This is a genomic window from Alcaligenes sp. EGD-AK7 (assembly GCF_000465875.3).
Classification (GTDB): domain Bacteria; phylum Pseudomonadota; class Gammaproteobacteria; order Burkholderiales; family Burkholderiaceae_B; genus Alcaligenes; species Alcaligenes phenolicus.
This window is the reverse complement of record NZ_AVOG02000001.1, coordinates 1189511-1205298: the sequence shown is the minus strand read 5'-3', so window position 1 is coordinate 1205298 and position 15788 is coordinate 1189511. Positions and strand designations below refer to the sequence as shown.

16 protein-coding genes are annotated in these 15788 nt (G+C 58.8%); 3 read left to right on the top strand and 13 right to left on the bottom strand.

From position 1 onward, the window contains the following. Window positions 1–9: 9 nt before the first annotated feature. The 3 genes from N879_RS05675 to N879_RS05665 all read left to right on the top strand — a co-directional run bounded on the left by N879_RS05675 (window position 10) and on the right by N879_RS05665 (window position 4432). On the top strand, window positions 10–1716 hold the full coding sequence (locus N879_RS05675; protein WP_009458096.1) for a methyl-accepting chemotaxis protein: 1707 nt from the start codon (window positions 10–12) through the stop codon (window positions 1714–1716). A 119-nt stretch (window positions 1717–1835) separates the two neighbouring features. Beyond that, window positions 1836–3746 carry a DUF294 nucleotidyltransferase-like domain-containing protein gene (locus tag N879_RS05670; RefSeq protein WP_009458094.1) on the top strand — a complete coding sequence of 637 codons (1911 nt, stop codon included), beginning with the start codon at window positions 1836–1838 and terminating at the stop codon, window positions 3744–3746. Next, complete coding sequence (locus N879_RS05665; RefSeq protein WP_021446823.1) at window positions 3743–4432, top strand: 3'-5' exonuclease; 690 nt, start codon at window positions 3743–3745, stop codon at window positions 4430–4432. The genes N879_RS05670 and N879_RS05665 overlap by 4 nt, the downstream gene beginning before the upstream one ends. On the opposite strand, the gene fliR is transcribed toward N879_RS05665, so the two are convergent. From fliR to fliF, 13 genes are all read right to left on the bottom strand, one after another. Then, window positions 4429–5214 (bottom strand): flagellar biosynthetic protein FliR, encoded by a 786-nt coding sequence (gene fliR / locus N879_RS05660; protein ID WP_021446822.1) that lies wholly within the window; start codon window positions 5212–5214, stop codon window positions 4429–4431. The two genes, N879_RS05665 and fliR, sit on opposite strands and share 4 nt — an antisense overlap. Window positions 5215–5309: 95 nt before the next feature. Further along, window positions 5310–5579, bottom strand: coding sequence for a flagellar biosynthesis protein FliQ (gene fliQ / locus N879_RS05655; protein ID WP_003804652.1), 270 nt, complete (start codon window positions 5577–5579; stop codon window positions 5310–5312). Between the two features lie 9 nt (window positions 5580–5588). After that, window positions 5589–6356, bottom strand: coding sequence for a flagellar type III secretion system pore protein FliP (gene fliP / locus N879_RS05650; protein ID WP_039941844.1), 768 nt, complete (start codon window positions 6354–6356; stop codon window positions 5589–5591). A gap of 7 nt (window positions 6357–6363) precedes the next feature. Beyond that, on the bottom strand, window positions 6364–6666 hold the full coding sequence (gene fliO, locus N879_RS05645; RefSeq protein WP_235484243.1) for a flagellar biosynthetic protein FliO: 303 nt from the start codon (window positions 6664–6666) through the stop codon (window positions 6364–6366). A gap of 3 nt (window positions 6667–6669) precedes the next feature. Further along, window positions 6670–7173, bottom strand: coding sequence for a flagellar motor switch protein FliN (gene fliN, locus N879_RS05640; protein ID WP_009458083.1), 504 nt, complete (start codon window positions 7171–7173; stop codon window positions 6670–6672). Next, a complete protein-coding gene (gene fliM, locus N879_RS05635; RefSeq protein ID WP_009458081.1) occupies window positions 7170–8177 on the bottom strand; it encodes a flagellar motor switch protein FliM in 1008 nt (335 codons plus the stop codon). Before fliM ends, fliN begins: the two co-directional genes overlap by 4 nt. Further along, window positions 8178–8663: a flagellar basal body-associated FliL family protein gene (locus N879_RS05630; protein WP_226349333.1), complete on the bottom strand. Its 486-nt coding sequence runs from the start codon at window positions 8661–8663 to the stop codon at window positions 8178–8180. Window positions 8664–8875: 212 nt separating this feature from the next. Further along, window positions 8876–10222 carry a flagellar hook-length control protein FliK gene (locus N879_RS05625; protein ID WP_021446821.1) on the bottom strand — a complete coding sequence of 449 codons (1347 nt, stop codon included), beginning with the start codon at window positions 10220–10222 and terminating at the stop codon, window positions 8876–8878. Between the two features lie 12 nt (window positions 10223–10234). Then, window positions 10235–10684, bottom strand: a complete 450-nt coding sequence (fliJ, locus tag N879_RS05620; protein WP_009458076.1) for a flagellar export protein FliJ — start codon at window positions 10682–10684, stop codon at window positions 10235–10237. 2 nt (window positions 10685–10686) lie between these two features. Then, entirely contained in the window at window positions 10687–12129 is a 1443-nt protein-coding gene (gene fliI, locus N879_RS05615; RefSeq protein ID WP_021446820.1) for a flagellar protein export ATPase FliI, read from the bottom strand. Then, window positions 12129–12869 (bottom strand): flagellar assembly protein FliH, encoded by a 741-nt coding sequence (gene fliH / locus N879_RS05610; protein ID WP_021446819.1) that lies wholly within the window; start codon window positions 12867–12869, stop codon window positions 12129–12131. Before fliH ends, fliI begins: the two co-directional genes overlap by 1 nt. 85 nt (window positions 12870–12954) lie before the next feature. Next, window positions 12955–13965, bottom strand: coding sequence for a flagellar motor switch protein FliG (gene fliG, locus N879_RS05605; protein ID WP_009458072.1), 1011 nt, complete (start codon window positions 13963–13965; stop codon window positions 12955–12957). Then, window positions 13952–15685, bottom strand: coding sequence for a flagellar basal-body MS-ring/collar protein FliF (gene fliF / locus N879_RS05600; RefSeq protein WP_009458070.1), 1734 nt, complete (start codon window positions 15683–15685; stop codon window positions 13952–13954). Before fliF ends, fliG begins: the two co-directional genes overlap by 14 nt. Between the last annotated feature and the right edge of the window lie 103 nt (window positions 15686–15788).

Here is a 15788-nt window from a genome sequence, read left to right as displayed (position 1 = left end):
ATTTAGCAAATGCTGGGTATTGAAAGCAGTCTTCCGTCCGCGTCCCGCGCTTCTAAACGTCGTTCCTCAAAATCATTTCGCCCCAGTCTGAAGTCTGCTTCGGGCCTGAAGATCAGCACCATGCTGATGATCTGCATGGGCTTGTTCATGGTCCTGATTGTGGCCGTGGGCGGCCTGGCGGCTTACTACCTGCAGCAAAGCGGCGATGCGCTGCGTACCATCAATCGTCAGGCAGATCGTTCCGCACAGGTTCTGCAGCTCAATAACAATATGATGGAAGCGCGCCTTAGCTTGATGAGCGCAGCGCGCTTTTATCAGGAAGCTGGCATCGATAACGACGCCAATATGCTGCAAAGTGCAGACAATCTGGTGATTATGGCCAACCAGAAGCTGGATGAGGTACGCAAGGCCTTTGCAGATATCCGTGCCAATATGCCTACCGAACCGGAGCTGCGCCGACTGGCCATGGGTTTGGTGGCTTCCTATCAGGCGTATCTGGACGATGGTATCGAGCCTATGGTTCAGGCCCTGGAGACACGCGACTACAGCACTTTTTACTTCGTCAGCGAAGGTTTTGGTGTGCTGCGTGCGGCCACTTTCCAGTTCCGTATTGAAGAGTTGAGCAAGTTCTACAACGATCAGACGGATCTGTTGCTGGAGCAAGCTCAATTGCAAACCCGTGTTGCCAATAGCGCGATTGGTTTGGGCTTGCTGATTGGCTTGGCCATTATTGTGGCGCTGCGCCTGGTGCTGGGCCGTACCGCTTTGGCTCCCCTGCGTGAAGCCGGTGTGCATTTTGACCATATTGCCAATGGCGATCTGACCAAGAAGATTACCTATCGTTCGGCCAATGAAGTCGGTGTTTTGTATGATGCCATGCGCCGCATGCAGCAAAGCTTGCAAGGCATTGTGCTGACCGTTCGCCAAGGTGTGGACGAAATTGCTTCGGGTTCCTCGCAGATTTTTGCAGGCAATACTGACTTGAGTTCCCGTACCGAACAACAAGCCGCCGCCTTGCAGGAAACGGCGGCCAGTCTGGAAGAATTGGCCAGCACGGTGCGTCAGAACGCAGACAATGCTCATCAGGCAGACCAGCTGGCTCATAACGCCGCCAAGGTTGCTCGCCAGGGTGGCGAGTCGGTCGGTGCCGTGGTCAATACCATGAACCAGATTTCTGCGCGTTCCGGCCAAGTGGCAGACATCGTTAACGTGATTGACGGTATTGCTTTCCAAACCAATATTCTGGCTTTGAACGCCGCCGTGGAAGCCGCCCGTGCCGGTGAGCAGGGCAAGGGCTTTGCGGTGGTAGCGGGCGAAGTACGCAGCCTGGCGCAGCGCAGCGCGCAAGCAGCCAAGGAAATCAAGGGCCTGATTGAAGCCTCGCAAAATGAAGTCCAGACCGGTACACAGCAAGTGGCCAGCGCGGGCGACATTATTCAGGAAGTGGTGCGCGCGGTAAATAGCGTGACCACCTTGATGAGCGAGATTTCCTCGGCCTCTCAAGAGCAAACGGCGGGTATCGAACAGATCAATACTGCCGTGGCACAAATGGATGCTGTGGTGCAGCAAAATGCCTCGCTGGTGGAAGAGGCGGCTGCGGCAGCAGGCTCTTTGCAGTCTCAATCCGAGACCCTGGCCGAGGCGGTCTCCCAATTCAAGGTCCAGGAAGGTGATGTCATCGATATGGCCGAGCGTGACTACGATCGTTTGCGTTAAGCGCTTTGAGGGGAAAAACAGGCGCATGCCTATAGTTGAAATCCCCTAGAAAAACAGGGTCCGCGAGGGCCATGCTGCATGGCACAATAATTCTTTGCCTATAGCCAGCAGAGACGCCCATGTCCTTCGCGATTCCCGGTGAATCCGTGGCCAAGACGGCGGTGCGCCAAAAGGCGCCCGGCATCTTGGCCTGGTTGATTGCTTACCCGCCTTTCGATCAGATGCAGGCGCAGCACTGCGATTACCTGATCGAGCATAGCGAGCTACGGTTTTTTTCAGCCGGACAGGTGCTGTTGGAAGAAGGCGCGCGTGTTGACCAGCTCTACCTTGTTCGCCAAGGTCAGATCTCCAGCCAGGAACACGGGGAAACTCACGAGTATGTGGAAGGGGATCTTCTGCCCGTGCGTGAACTGGTTTCGGGTCAGGCTCTGGGCAGTGATTACCTGGTACAGGAAGACTGCTTTACCTTGTGCGTGGCTGGTGAAGCCGTTGCCCATCTGCTGACCATCAGCGAGCCTTTTCGGGATTACTGCTTGCGTGGTACCAGCAGCCTGCTGGCCTCGGTCTGGCGCAGTGCCCAGAAAAGTGCCAGCGCCGACCTGGGTGCCAGCTACACGCTGGACATGAGTCTGCAAGCCCTGACAGAACGCGGTTTGCTTAGCTGTTTGCCGGATTGTCCGGTCGAGCAGGCGGTCAAGGATATGCACGAGCGTCAGGTCAGCAGCATGGTGGTGGTCAATCCGGACCAGCATTTGCTGGGCATCTTCACCTTGCGAGACTTGCGCCGTTTGGTAGCCGGTGGTCAATACGATCCGACCCAGGCCATGTCTCAAGTCATGACACCGGACCCGGTCTGGCTGGCTCCCCAATCCTCGGCCTTTGATGCAGCTTTGCTGATGGTAGAGCATCAGATTGGCCATATCTGCCTGGTTCAAGACCATAAAGTCGTGGGCATGGTGTCCGAGCGCGATGTGTTCTCCTTGCAGCGCGTGGATCTGGTGCATTTGTCGCGTGCCTTGCGCTGTGCTCAGGACGTGTCCGTGCTGGTGCGTCTGCAGTCCGATATTGGTCGGCTGGTGGATGCCATGCTGGCTCACGGTGCGCGTTCTGAACAGCTGACTGCGGTGATTACGCGTTTGAATGATCACACGGTTCAGCGCACGATTGAATTGAGCTTGCCCGGCTCCGGGCTGGATGGCATCGAGTTCTGCTGGCTGGCTTTTGGTAGTCAGGCCCGTGGCGAGCAAACCCGTCATACCGATCAGGACAATGGCATTTTATTTGCCGCCCATTCGCCCGAACAGGCCCAAGCCCATCGCGCCCTGCTCCTGCCTTTTGCGCGTCGGGTGAACGAGGCCCTGGACCGCTGCGGGATGGCCTGGTGCACCGGCAATGTCATGGCCAGCAATCCTGACCTCTGCCTGTCTGAAGCCGAATGGCTGCATCGTTTCCAGATCATGATTGAACGGCCTGCGCCCGAGCAATTGCTGGAGTCCACGATTTACTTTGATTGCCGCGCCATCTGGGGCCAGAGCAGTATGCTGCAACGCATGCAGCGCCGGGTACTGGGCATGGTGAACGATAACCCTGTGTTCCAGCGCATGCTGGCTCAAAGTACCTGTCAGACCCGCATTCCCAGTGGTAAAAAGCGCAGTCGTCTGGAAGCGCTGATGGGGCAGGGCGATGACAAGCTGGACATCAAGAAACAGGCCTTGGCACCGATGGTGGATGTGCTGCGTGTGCTGGCCCTGGCGCATGGTTGCGAACTGGCCTCGTCCATGGACAGGCTGGCCGTGCTGACTCAGCGCGGTGTCTTCACAGACGAGGAGTCAGAGGGCCTGCGCGAGGCCTACCGCTATTTGCAATTGCTGCGCTTGCAACATCATCAAACCCAGTTGCAGCAGGGGCAGGAGCCCAACAATCTGGTGCGTTTAAGTACGTTAGGTGCACTGGATGCACGTGTCTTGCGTGAAGCCTTGTCGCAAGTGCGCCGTGCCCAACGTATTCTGGCTTTCCGGTATCGCTTATGAAACTGCTTTCCTGGCTTCCTTGGCGTAAATCCTCTTTTGCCGCACGCAGTCCCTCCTTGTCCTGGAGCGGGGTGGACGAACTGGCTTTGGACGAAGCGGCCTTTACTGTGCTGGATCTGGAAACCAGTGGTCTGGAGCCCAAGCGCCACCATATCGTTCAGATGGGTGCGGTCCGCTTGGAAAATGGTTCGATTGCCCTGGGCAATATCTGGTCCGGTCTGGTTCGCACTCAGGGCGAGCGCAGCCCTGATAGCTTATTGATTCATGAGATCAGCCCGCAACAACAGGAAGAAGGCGAGCCACTACCCCTGCTGATGCGGGACTTTGCCCGCTATTCCGAAAATACGGTATGGGTCGCCTGGGATGCCGACTTTGATCTGGCGTTTCTGGACCGTGCCTGGCCGAAGGCGGGCCTGGAGCAGGCCCGGCCTTTGGCTCTGGATTTGGCTGAACTGGCTGCGTGTATATTGCCCGACTGGCGTGGTCGTCGTCTGGGCCTGGACGATTGCCTGAAATATTGTGGCCTGCCGGTAAGTGACCGCCATGATGCTTTGGGAGACGCCCTGGTCAGTGCACAGTTGATGCAATTACTGATTGGGCGCGCCAAGCAAAAAGGCGTCCTGACCATAGGCCAGGCTCGGCGCTTGATGCAATCGCACAAGCAGCGGCAGGCGCACGCGTTTTAAGAGCCTGCCAGTCCCAGCGCGACCCGCATCATGGCTTCGTAGCCGGAGTTGAATAGCTGGGTCAGGAAGGGCGTAGTCTGAGGAATGACCACGGTCAGCAAGGTCAGGCCGACTGTCAGCGTAATTGGGAAACCCACAGCAAAAATCGTCAATTGCTGGGCGGTACGGTTCAAGATCCCGAAGGCCAGGTTAATGGTCAGCAGCACAATAATCAGTGGCAGGGCCAGCAACATGCCTGATACCCACAATTCGCTGCTCCAATCAAGCAAGGCACCCCAGCCATTGATGTGCAGGTCCACGCCGATGGGCAGCACATGGAAGGTGCGCACCAGCACACCCAGCAAGAGCAGGTGGCCGTTCAGGGCCAGAAAGGTCAGCACCGCAATCACGTTCAGCAGCCGCGACAGCACGGCGGTATTCGCGCCGGTAGCGGGGTCAAAGAATGAGGCAAAAGACAGGCCCATTTGCAGGCCGATAAACTCGCCCGCTGTCTGTACCGCTGCAAACACGATGCGCATGGTCAGACCCAACGCGACACCGATGAACACTTGCTGCGCGGCAATCAGCAGGGCCTCGTAAGAGGCCGTAGGCAGATCGGGTAGAGGCGGTAGCGAGGGCGCGACAATCAGGGTCAGGACAAAGCCCAGACCCACTTTGGCCCGCTTGGGGATGGCCGATTCGCTGAAAAAGGGGACCGTGGCCAGAGTGGCCAGAATACGGATGAAGGGCCACAGGAAAGCATTGAGCCAGGCATAGAGCTGGGCGGAGTTCAGGTCGAGCACGGCAAGCCTAGGGCCTGTTCAGTGGGCAAGGCATTGCACTTTGCCAGTCACGGATTTGCGTACTCACGGAAGGCTCCTTGTCGCGCTGGTCAGTCTTAGTTGACCAGCCCGGGAATGCCACGCAACAGGCCCTGCATGTAGTCGACCATATTGTTGATCAACCAGGGGCCCAGCAGCACCACCGTAATGCCCATGGCCAGTAGCTTGGGGATGAAAGACAGCGTCATCTCGTTGATCTGGGTGGCTGCCTGGAAAATACTGATGCCCAGACCGACCACCAGCACCACGATCAACATGGGACCGGCCATGGACAGGGCCAGTTTCAGGGCGGTATAGGTCATGGACATGACGGTTTCGGGAGTCATGACAGTCCTTTATTGGTAGAAGCTGCGGGCGAGGGAACCCAGCAGCAGATGCCAGCCATCGGCCAGCACAAACAGCATGAGCTTGAAGGGCAGCGAGATAGTCACGGGTGGGACCATCATCATCCCCAGGGACATCAGGACGCTGGCAATCACCAGGTCAATGATCAGAAAGGGGATAAAAATCGTAAAGCCGATCTGGAAGGCGGTTTTCAGCTCGCTGGTTACAAAAGCCGGCACCAGTACGCGCAAGGGGACATCTTCCGGGGATTCCAGTTCTGCCACGCCCGCCATATCGCCAAACAGCTTCAAGTCCGCTTCGCGGGTCTGGTGCAGCATGAAGGTTTTCAGGGGTTGGGCACCTTGCTCCAGCGCGGTTTCAAAGCTGATCTTGTTTTCCGACAAGGGCTTGTAGGCGTCCTGATACACCTGATCAAACACCGGTGACATCACAAAGAAAGTCAGAAACAGGGCCAGGCCTACCAGCACGGTGTTGGGCGGCGCCGTACCTGTTCCCATTGCATTGCGCAGCAGCCCCAGCACGATGATGACGCGGGTAAAGCCGGTCATCATCAGCAAGGCCGCTGGCAGGAAGGACATCATGGTCAGCATGGCCAGTGTCTGGATGCTGAGTGACCAGGTTTGCGAGCCGTTCGGGCCTGCTGTGCTGGTAATGGCCGGAACAGCCTGGGCCCAGGCCTCGGAAGGCAGGAGCAGGCTGATCAGGGCCAGAAGCAGCATCAGGCCGATGCGCTGGGTGGGAGAGAAGAGTGCGGTCATGATGCGGTCAGCGGGGCGCACGGTGCTGGTCCAGATGGGCCTGGAAGTCCGGCTCGGAGCTAGCGGGCGTTGTGGTGTGCAGCAGGCTGATCTGCTGAGGGGTGATGCCAATCAGAATTTCGCGGTCATCAATCTGGACCAAGGCCACGCTGCTGCGCGGCCCCAGGCGTTGATTGTCCAGAATCTTGATGCGTTGCTGGTTTTTGTTTTTCAGCAGCCCGCCTCGGCGGGCAACCCAGGCTGCCGCCAGAATCAGGCCTACAACCAGCAGCAGGCTGAGCATGATTCTGACGAGCTGGGCTTGTTCCATGTTCTAGCGGCGGCCGTTCAGGCGTTGGATACGATCCGATGGAGTCACGATGTCGGTGACGCGAATACCGTATTTATCGTCTACCACGACCACTTCGCCTTGGGCGATCAGGTAGCCGTTCACGTAAATATCCAGCGGTTCGCCAGCCAGACCGTCCAGCTCCACCACGGAGCCCTGGCCCAGTTGCAGAATGTTCTTGATGGTCAGACGTGTGCGACCCAGCTCCACCGACAGCTGGACCGGGATGTCCATAATCATGTCGATATCGGTGGTGGCGTTCGCTTCGGCGTGCTCCATGGGCGGGAACAGATTGCTGGCAGGGCTGGGTTCGTGCACAGGCGTGGCCGCGCTTTGCTCGGCCAGTGCCGAGGCCCAGTCATCCTCCAGGGGCTGTTCCAGTCCTTGGGCTTGGGTGCTGCTTTGGCTGCCAGCCTGTTGCTCAGCCATCGCGGCTGCCCAGTCGTCCTCGGGCGCAGACCGGTCGTTAGGGTTGTGAGGGTCGCTCATAGGGACTTACCTTTAGTCAAATCGCTGTCGTTGGTGGCCAAGATGTTTTCTACCCGCAAGGAGTAGCGGCCACCGGAGGTGCCGTAGCGGCATTCCAGAACCGGCACGCCATCCACGTGGGCTTCAATAAGAGTGGGGATTTCAATTGGCAAGACATCATTGGCCTTTAACTGGGTCAGCTCGGCAATGGTCATGTCTATATTGACGAAGTTGGCAATCAGTTCAACTTCGGCGCTGCGCACTTGTCGTGACAATTGCTGGGTCCAGCGCTGGTCGATATCGTTGGTGCCTTTGTCCTGCAAGGGGCGGGTCAGCAGATCGCGCAGCGGCTCGATCATGGAGTAGGGCAGGCAGATATTCAGATTGCCACCCTGGGCACCAAATTCAATATTGAAAGAGGTCACCACCACGATGTCATTGCTGCTGCTGATGCTGGCAAACTTGGTATGCATCTCCGAGCGCATGTACTCCGCTTCCAGCGGGTAGATGGACTCCCAGGCACCGCAGTAGCTCTCCAGCGTCAGGGTCAGCAAACGCTGGATGATGCGCTGCTCGGTCGTGGTGAAGTCCCGGCCTTCGACGCGGGTGTTGTAGCGGCCATGGCCACCAAACAGGCTGTCGATAATCAGGAAGACCAGGTTCGGGTCGAAGGTAAACAGCGACACGCCCCGCAAGGGCTTTAAGGCAACCATGTTCAGGTTGCTGGGCACGGGCAGGTTGCGCTCGAAATCCGAGTACTTTTGAATACGAATGGAACCGACGGTGATGTCTGCGTTGCGGCGCATGAAGCTGAGCATGGTTGAGCGCAAACGACGGGCAAAGCGCTCGTTGATCAGCTCCAGGGTCTGCATGCGGTGACGCACTACCCGGTCTGGCGAGGTCAGGTCATAGGCCCGTACGCCAGTCAGGTTTTCGTTCAAGGGCTTGGTGTCAGCGCCTTCGCCGGTAACACCGGCCAGCAGTGCATCGACTTCGTCTTGGGATAGGAAGCTCTGATACGACATTTATTGGATGACAAAGGCGGTGAACAGGACATCATTGATGTTCGGTACAGCAGTGTTGGGCGCGTAGGGCTCTTTCAGGCCGGCGCTCAGCTGTGCAACCAGGGCTTGACGCCCTTCGGAGGTCTGGATGTAGGTGGGGCGCTGTTCAGCCAGAATCTTGAGCACGCGATCACGCACCATGGGCATGTACTCCACCAGCATGGAGCGCGAACCATCGTCCTGGACACGCAAGGTGATGCCCACGTACAAGATGCGCGAGCGGCCATTCTCGTTCAGGGTGACGGTAAAGGGGTCCAGCGGCGCAAAAATGGGTTTGGCATTGACCTTGACCACCGGCGGTTCGTCCGGGGCAGGGGCCGCTTCAACTGATTGGCCTTTTTCTGCCCAGGCCAACCAGGCAGGCGTGCTGCTTTGTTGCAGGGAGTAGTACAACGTTGCGCCCACGCTAGCGGCGATAATAAACAGAACCAGCAGACCGGTTTTCATCAGGCGTGCAAGTTTGGTGGGTGCTTTTCGGGCCATGTGATGTGAGCGATGTATTTTCTAGCGTATTACAAACAGACAAACGCATGTCGGGCCTGAGCCTGACTGCATGCCTGAGCTATTGTGCCGGAGGTCAGACAGGACAGGCCCGGCGAATAGACGCTGCTTTTCGAGCTTAATCATGCTTTTTGCCGGGCTGTCTGTGGGACTGTGAATCAGGCGAAGGTATCAACCAGCGCGTCGGGGTTCAGCGAGCGTGTGGCGCTGCTGTTCACCAAGGGGCTGCTTTCGTCAGCGGAAGCCACGCCGTTCAGGCTGAAGGCGGGTTGATCGCCTTGATTGCCCTTGGCGGCCAGTTGCTCGTGAAAGGCCTGGTGCGAGGCGTGCTGGTCGCCTACGTCAGCCTGTCCCAAGGTCAGCCCGTTTTCTGCAAACTGCTGTTGCAGCTGCTGCAAGGATTGTTCCAGGGCGTGGCGGACTTGAGCATGGGGCGAGGTGATCATGGCGTGGGCCATGCCATCTTGCATTTGCAAGGTAATGCGCAAGGGGCCCAGTTCGGGTGGGTCCAGACGAATGTCGGCGCTTTGAACGCCGCCTTGAGCCTGTTGGGCCAAGGTAATCATTTGACGACCCATGGCCGCCCCCCATTCGGGGGACTGGACCGGCGTGGCAATGGCCAGCGTCAGGGGGCTGGGCAAGGCGGCCGGGCTGTTGGCCTGGACTGCGCTGGGTGCGGCGCCAAGTTGGGCTAGCAGGGAAGCATCCAGAGCGGGCAGGTTCAGATTCACGCCGGCACGGGCATCGTCAGCAATTTGTCGTCCAAAGCTAGCCAAGGAAGCCGACGCTTCATCCATCAAACGTGACTGGGATGAGGGCACATTAGCGTCGATGCCAGTGCCTGGCGGGTTGTTGTTCAGTACTTGTGCTGTGTTCACCGCTGATTTGCGAGTAGTGGTGGCGGCCAGCGGATTGCTGGTTTCAACGGCTTTAGGCAAGACCAGTTCGGCGCTCAGATCAAGCTTGGCTTCTGCTTCAACAGCGTTCAATGGCGCGGTCTGAGCTTGACGGCTACTTGGCTCGGCGGCCAGATTCTGGCGTGTGTTGAGAGCGCTCAGTGGCAGTTTGCTATCGGTTTGGGCACTTTTTGGGTCGGCCTTGCTGCTCTTGATGGCCTGTACTTGCGAAAGAATCGACAAGGCCATGGCAGGCAGGCCGCTATCGGCCGGGGCATCAGTGTCAAGTTCCAGATCGCTCTGATCGGCAATCAGCAGGGCCGGGTCTTTGATCAAGGGGTCCAGCTCGCTGGCACCAGCCTGTTCGGCCACGGCGTCAGCCAGCTTGGGGCTGTCGGCGGGAACCTGGGTTTTGGTGCTGTCCTGCTTGGCGGCTGCTGGTGTCTTGCCAGCCCCTTTGTGTTGCACCTGCTGCTGTTGGGTTTGCAGATGCTGGGCAAAGCCTTCGTCTTTGGGCGCATGCGCAGCCGCAGGCCCGGCCGTGTTAGTGACGGGGGCCGAGGGTGCGGCAGGGGCCGCAGGTAAAACCGAAAGAGTGGGCGAAGTCATGGCGGCGCTTGTTTAATAGGCGGTCTGGCTACGAGTAAAGAGACGAGCAGCGATTTCATCGCTGTTACGTTGTTCCATTCTTTGTTGCTGGACTTGCTGGGTCTGGAGACGGCGGTCGATCAAGGTTTCATACGCTTTCAGGCGCTGCTGATGGCCATACCAGACCTGGCGTCCCTGTTCCATTTTCTCTTCCAGCGCTTGGATGACACTATTTTGCTGGGAAATGGCCTGGTCCAATGTCACGATAAAGCGCCGGAAATTGTGGTAGTTCGCCATGGTTACCCCAGTTTGGCCCACATCCAGCAGGCGCTGGGCGTAGTCCTGGCGATAGGTCTGCAACATTTCCAGCTGCGACTGGGCCGCATCGCGTTCTGTTCGCAGCTCCTGCAGATGGCGGGCCGCGTCGTCCACATTGTTCTGACTGAGATCGACCAGCGTATGTAAAGAAGCGTTGGCTTTCATGGCTATTGCTCGCTATTGAGAACGGCGTTCAATTCATCGAAGGCGCGTGGCACGTCCACACGTTGCTGCATGCCCTGGCGCAGATAGGCCTCCAGCCAGGGGAAACGATCAATGGCCTGATCAATGGCAGGATCATTGCCACGGGTATAGGCGCCCACGGCAATCAGGTCGCGGTTGCGTTGATAGCTGGAGAGCAGGCCCTTGAAGCGGTGCACCATCTTGATCTGTTCTGGCTCCACAATGCTGGGCATGACCCGCGAGATGGACGCTTCGATATCAATGGCCGGGTAATGGCCGGTTTCCGCCAGACTGCGCGACAGCACAATGTGACCGTCCAGAATCGCCCGGGCCGAGTCGGCAATCGGGTCTTGCTGGTCGTCGCCCTCGGTCAGCACGGTGTAGAACGCGGTGATCGAGCCGCAACGGCCTTGTGCATTGGGTTCGCCATTGCCGGCGCGCTCCACCAGGGCCGGCAGCTTGGCAAAAACGGAAGGAGGGTAGCCCTTGGTGGCGGGCGGCTCGCCAATTGCCAAGGCGATTTCGCGCTGAGCCATGGCATAACGCGTCAGCGAATCCATGATCAGCAAGACGTTCTTGCCTTCATCGCGGAAAAACTCGGCCAGTCGGGTGGCGTACACCGCGCCTTGTAGACGCAGCAAGGGCGAGACATCAGCCGGAGCAGCGACAACAACCGAGCGTTGCAGGCCCTCTTCGCCCAGGTTGTGCTCAATAAATTCTTTAACTTCCCGGCCCCGTTCACCGATCAGGCCTACGACAATGATGTCGGCCTGGGTGTAGCGGGCCATCATGCCCAGCAGCACACTTTTACCCACACCGGAACCGGCAAACAGGCCCATGCGCTGACCACGGCCTACGGTCAGCAAACCGTTGATGGCACGTACTCCTACGTCCAGAACCGTGTCGATGGGACTGCGCTTCAGTGGGTTGGGTGTGGTGTGGCTGAGCGAGACGCACGCTTGCGCGTCGATCGGGCCCAAACCGTCCAGCGGATTGCCGCTGCCATCGACCACGCGACCCAGCAGGCCGGGGCCGACCGGGACATGGCGCGAACGCGCCTGGGCGGGCAGGCTGTCCGGTTGATCGGAGTCGGGCAGCGGAACCGGCGGCTGCAATTGAGCTTCAACCGGTACAACACGTGCACCGGGAGGCAGGCCGGAAATTTCGCTCAAGGGCATCAAATACAAGGATCTGCCTTCAAACCCTACAACCTCGGCTTCGGCCCAGATGTTTTGCGCGGCAGACAATTCCACTTTACAAGCGGCTCCTACAGCCAGCTTCAAACCTGTAGCTTCCAGCACTAAACCCGTGGCGCGGACAACGCGGCCACTGCGCAAGCAGGGCTCAATGGCCTGGACCCGTTGCTGTGCCGACAGCATCTGGGCGCGCCAGCGTTCGGGGGAGGAGGCCAAAAGGGGCGTTGCCATCAGGGCTCCGAAGAGACGGGCAAGCCCAGGCTGGCCAGGGCGCGTTTCCAGCGAGTGGCAAAGGTGGCGTCAATATCGCCGTAGCTGGAGCGCACACGACATTCACCGCGTTGCAGTTGGGGGTCTTCTTGCAGACGCCAGGCGCGGGGCTCGCCTTGTTCAATCAGAAACTCACGCACCAGGCTGATGTCGTCCGGGTGCAAGCTCAGTTCCAGGGCGCTGGTATCGCCTGGATCACTACGCAGTACTTCGGCAACCAGATCGCGGATGCGGCTGGGTTCGGCCTTGATGGTGCTTTGCAATACATGCTCGGCAATACGTGTCGCCAGCTGAATCAGGGATTGGCCCATTTCCTGATCCATCAGTTCAATGGACTGGGCGCAGTTCTGGTTCAAGGCGACAAATTCCTTGATGTACTGGTCAATCTGTTCTTGTGCCTTGGCCATTCCAGCCGCCATTCCGGCTTCATAGCCTTGGGCATGGCCACTTTCCTGGCCTGCTGCCAGACCAGCAGCATGGCCCTGGTTGTAACCGGCCTGATAGCCCTGGGTATGGCCTTCTTCCTGCGCCTGGCTGCGCTGGTTTTCCAGATCGCGCTGCAGTTCTTCCGGGGTAGGAGGGACGAACTCGGGCTCTTCCGGTTCCGGGGCGACGACAGGATCATCCAGCCCCTGCATTTGCCAGCGGCTCCAGCTTTCCTGAAGTTCCGAGTAGGCCGAGGCTTTACGGTGGCTGGACATTTACAGGCTCCCGCGCAGGCGGTTCGTGCCTGGGCACAAGCGAATAACGGCTTGGACGGGCAGGAGCTGCCCAAACGAGGCCGTCTTAGACATACTCGTCCCCACTCAGGCCACCCAGCGTAATCTGACCGGCTTCGGCCAGGCGACGGGCCACCTGCACAATGGCTTTCTGTTCCTGTTCCACCTTGGACATGCGGATCGGGCCTTGGGCGTCGATGTCTTCGCGCAGCATTTCGGCAGCACGGTTGGACATATTGCGGAAGAACTTGTCGCGCAACTCTTCGGGCGCGCCTTTCAGGGCAATCGTCAATGCAGAGGTCTCGATTTCCTTGAGCAGCAGCTGAATGGCAATGTCTTCCACATCGGCCAGGTTCTCGAACACGAACATCTCGTCCACGATGCGCTGGGTCAGGTCGGCGTCCATGCCGCGCAGACTGGTCAGGACGGACTCTTCCAGGCTGGCGTTCATGTAGTTCAGCATCTCGGCTGCCGTGCGTGGACCACCCATCTTGCTGCGTTTGGCACCCTGGCCCGATAGCATGCCGTTCAACACTTCGGTCAGCTCGTTCAGGGCCGTGGGCTGCACGCCGCCAAAAGTAGCAATACGAAGGACCACATCATCGCGCAAACGATCCGGTATGTAGCCCAGAATGTCGGCGGCGCGATCACGCTCCAGATGCACCAGAATGGTGGCAATAATTTGGGGGTGTTCGTCGGCAATCAGCTCGGCCACGCTGGAGGCATCCAGCCAGTTCAGGGCATCAATACCGCTGCTGGAGCCTTCGCTGTTTTCCAGCAAGTCTTCGATCAGGCCAGCGGCTCGGTCCGAGCCCAGCGCCTTGTTCAGTACGGAGCGGATATAGGCGTTGGAGTCCAGTGCCACCGCCATGAACTGGTCGGCCTCCTGGCGAAAGCTCTCCAGAGCCGCGTCCATATCGGCACGGGTCAGTTGCTTCAGGGACGCCATGGCGGTACTGAGCTGCTGCACCTCACGAGGCGAGAGGTGGCGAAACACCTCGGCGGCGGCATCTTCCCCCAAGGACATCATCAAAATCGCACTGCGTTCGATGGAATCGTCCGGTTTAGCCGTTTTCATTTTTTTCATCTTTGTTTAACCAGGAGCGCAACACCATAGCCACGGCACGTGGGTCATCGTGAGCCATCGTGCGGGCGGTGTTCAGATTCTCTTCGTAGCGGCTCATTTCGGCGGCACGTTGTTCAGCAGCCTGTTCGCGAGCAGATTCTTCTTTCTGGCGCTCGACGCGGGCGTCAGCCACCGCCTTGGCCTGGATCAGGCCCTGGATGATGGGGTTGATGACGATGCGCCATGCCATGAACAGAATGAATGCAAAGACCAGATACTTGACCAGTTCCATAGCGAGCTCGCGGTACTCCGGATTTTTCCAGAAGGGGGTATCAATATCGCCTTGTTCGTTGAACTGTCCGTTCACCACGCTCAGGCTATCGCCTCGATCAGCCGAGTAACCGACGGCTTGTTTGACCAGATCGCGGATCTTGTCCAGTTCTTCCTGCTCCAGCGGCTGTTGGTCCTTGTCCGTATTGCGATAGTTCACCACCACGGCTACCGACAGGCGGCTTAGCTGACCCAAAGGACCTTTGACGTGGCTGATGGTGCGATCCACTTCGTAGTTCACGGTGGAGTCGTTACGCGCATTGCCGGTGTTTTGCAGCAAGCGGGCCTGTTCGGCCAGGGACACCAGTGAAGGGTCTGTACCGGCCGCTGCAGCGTTTGCGGCGTTGGCGGTTTGTGCGGCGGCATTGGCCGGCTCAGTTGCCGGAGCAGCCGGGGCTTGGGGCTGATTTGGCGCAGCAGGCGGGTTGACCAGATTGGCGGTGGCATTGTTGGGAGCCTGATTGCTCAAGGCACCGGGCACGCCCTGGGGCTGCTGCGGGTTGCGTTGCAAGGAAGAGCTGGTCTGCTGGCTGCGTACCGCGGCCTGACCGGGTTGCTGATTGGGCTTGTAGACCTCGGACGTCTGCTCGCGGCGCGAAAAGTCCACTTCAGCCGTCACCTGGGCGCGGACGTTGCCAGCACCGACCAAGGGGTTCAGCAAGGTCAGGATGCGCTGGACGGCTCGGTATTCAATATCGTTTACAAAATTGCGCTGCTGATTATCAGCACCCATCTCGCCAGTGGGGGCGGTTAGCAAGCGGCCATTCTGGTCAATGATGGACACCTTGTCGGCTTGCAGATTGGGCACGCTGGAGGAGATCAGCCAGCTGATGGCGGAAACCTGGCCTTCGCTCAGGTCGCGGCCCGGATACAGCGACAGCACTACCGAAGCGGTCGGAGACTGGCGGTCACGTACAAACAAGGTTTCACGCGGCATGGCCAGGTGAACGCGCGCTTCCTTGACGGCATGCACGGCCTTGATGGAATTGGCCAGCTCGCCTTCCAGGGCGCGCTGATAGGTGACTTGCTCGGTGAACTGGCTGGCGCCAAAGCGACTTTGATCCAGCAGCTCGAAACCGGCATTGCCACTGCGCGGCAAGCCTTGCGAGGCCATTTGCATGCGCACATCATGCACACGATCTTGCGGCACCAAAATGGCGGTACCGTTGCTGTTGAACTGGTAGGGCACGTTCATCTGGCCCAGGGCCGAGACAATCGCACCGCCATCGCGGTCGTCCAGATTGGAGAACAGTACCTGGTAGGTAGGGCCGCGGCTCCACAGCAAGAGGGCGACAATCAGAGCAATCAGTGCGGCACCCAGCCCGATCAGCGCTACCTTGGGCAAGGCGCGCAGTGTGTCGTAGCCAGGAAGTTTGTTCAGCAACTGTGCTGTCTGACTCATGGGTGAGGCAGAGGCAGGGTTCTGCATGGAATCAGGGGAGTTCAAATCAGGACGTGCTCAGGCAGCATTAAGGAAAGGGCGGCGGGCATGAAAGAATCAGGCG

What these genes read in the sequence shown, in the direction of transcription:
- fliP (WP_039941844.1), bottom strand. Translation starts at nt 6,356, where the DNA reads ATGACCGCACTCTTCTCTCCCACCCAGCGCATCGGCCTGATGCTGCTT.
- fliH (WP_021446819.1), bottom strand. Translation starts at nt 12,869, where the DNA reads ATGTCCAGCCACCGTAAAGCCTCGGCCTACTCGGAACTTCAGGAAAGC.
- fliF (WP_009458070.1), bottom strand. Translation starts at nt 15,685, where the DNA reads ATGAGTCAGACAGCACAGTTGCTGAACAAACTTCCTGGCTACGACACA.
- fliM (WP_009458081.1), bottom strand. Translation starts at nt 8,177, where the DNA reads ATGTCGTATCAGAGCTTCCTATCCCAAGACGAAGTCGATGCACTGCTG.
- N879_RS05670 (WP_009458094.1), top strand. Translation starts at nt 1,836, where the DNA reads ATGTCCTTCGCGATTCCCGGTGAATCCGTGGCCAAGACGGCGGTGCGC.
- fliO (WP_235484243.1), bottom strand. Translation starts at nt 6,666, where the DNA reads ATGGAACAAGCCCAGCTCGTCAGAATCATGCTCAGCCTGCTGCTGGTT.
- fliG (WP_009458072.1), bottom strand. Translation starts at nt 13,965, where the DNA reads ATGAAAACGGCTAAACCGGACGATTCCATCGAACGCAGTGCGATTTTG.
- N879_RS05665 (WP_021446823.1), top strand. Translation starts at nt 3,743, where the DNA reads ATGAAACTGCTTTCCTGGCTTCCTTGGCGTAAATCCTCTTTTGCCGCA.
- fliQ (WP_003804652.1), bottom strand. Translation starts at nt 5,579, where the DNA reads ATGACTCCCGAAACCGTCATGTCCATGACCTATACCGCCCTGAAACTG.
- fliI (WP_021446820.1), bottom strand. Translation starts at nt 12,129, where the DNA reads ATGGCAACGCCCCTTTTGGCCTCCTCCCCCGAACGCTGGCGCGCCCAG.
- N879_RS05630 (WP_226349333.1), bottom strand. Translation starts at nt 8,663, where the DNA reads ATGAAAACCGGTCTGCTGGTTCTGTTTATTATCGCCGCTAGCGTGGGC.
- N879_RS05675 (WP_009458096.1), top strand. Translation starts at nt 10, where the DNA reads ATGCTGGGTATTGAAAGCAGTCTTCCGTCCGCGTCCCGCGCTTCTAAA.
- fliJ (WP_009458076.1), bottom strand. Translation starts at nt 10,684, where the DNA reads ATGAAAGCCAACGCTTCTTTACATACGCTGGTCGATCTCAGTCAGAAC.
- fliN (WP_009458083.1), bottom strand. Translation starts at nt 7,173, where the DNA reads ATGAGCGACCCTCACAACCCTAACGACCGGTCTGCGCCCGAGGACGAC.
- N879_RS05625 (WP_021446821.1), bottom strand. Translation starts at nt 10,222, where the DNA reads ATGACTTCGCCCACTCTTTCGGTTTTACCTGCGGCCCCTGCCGCACCC.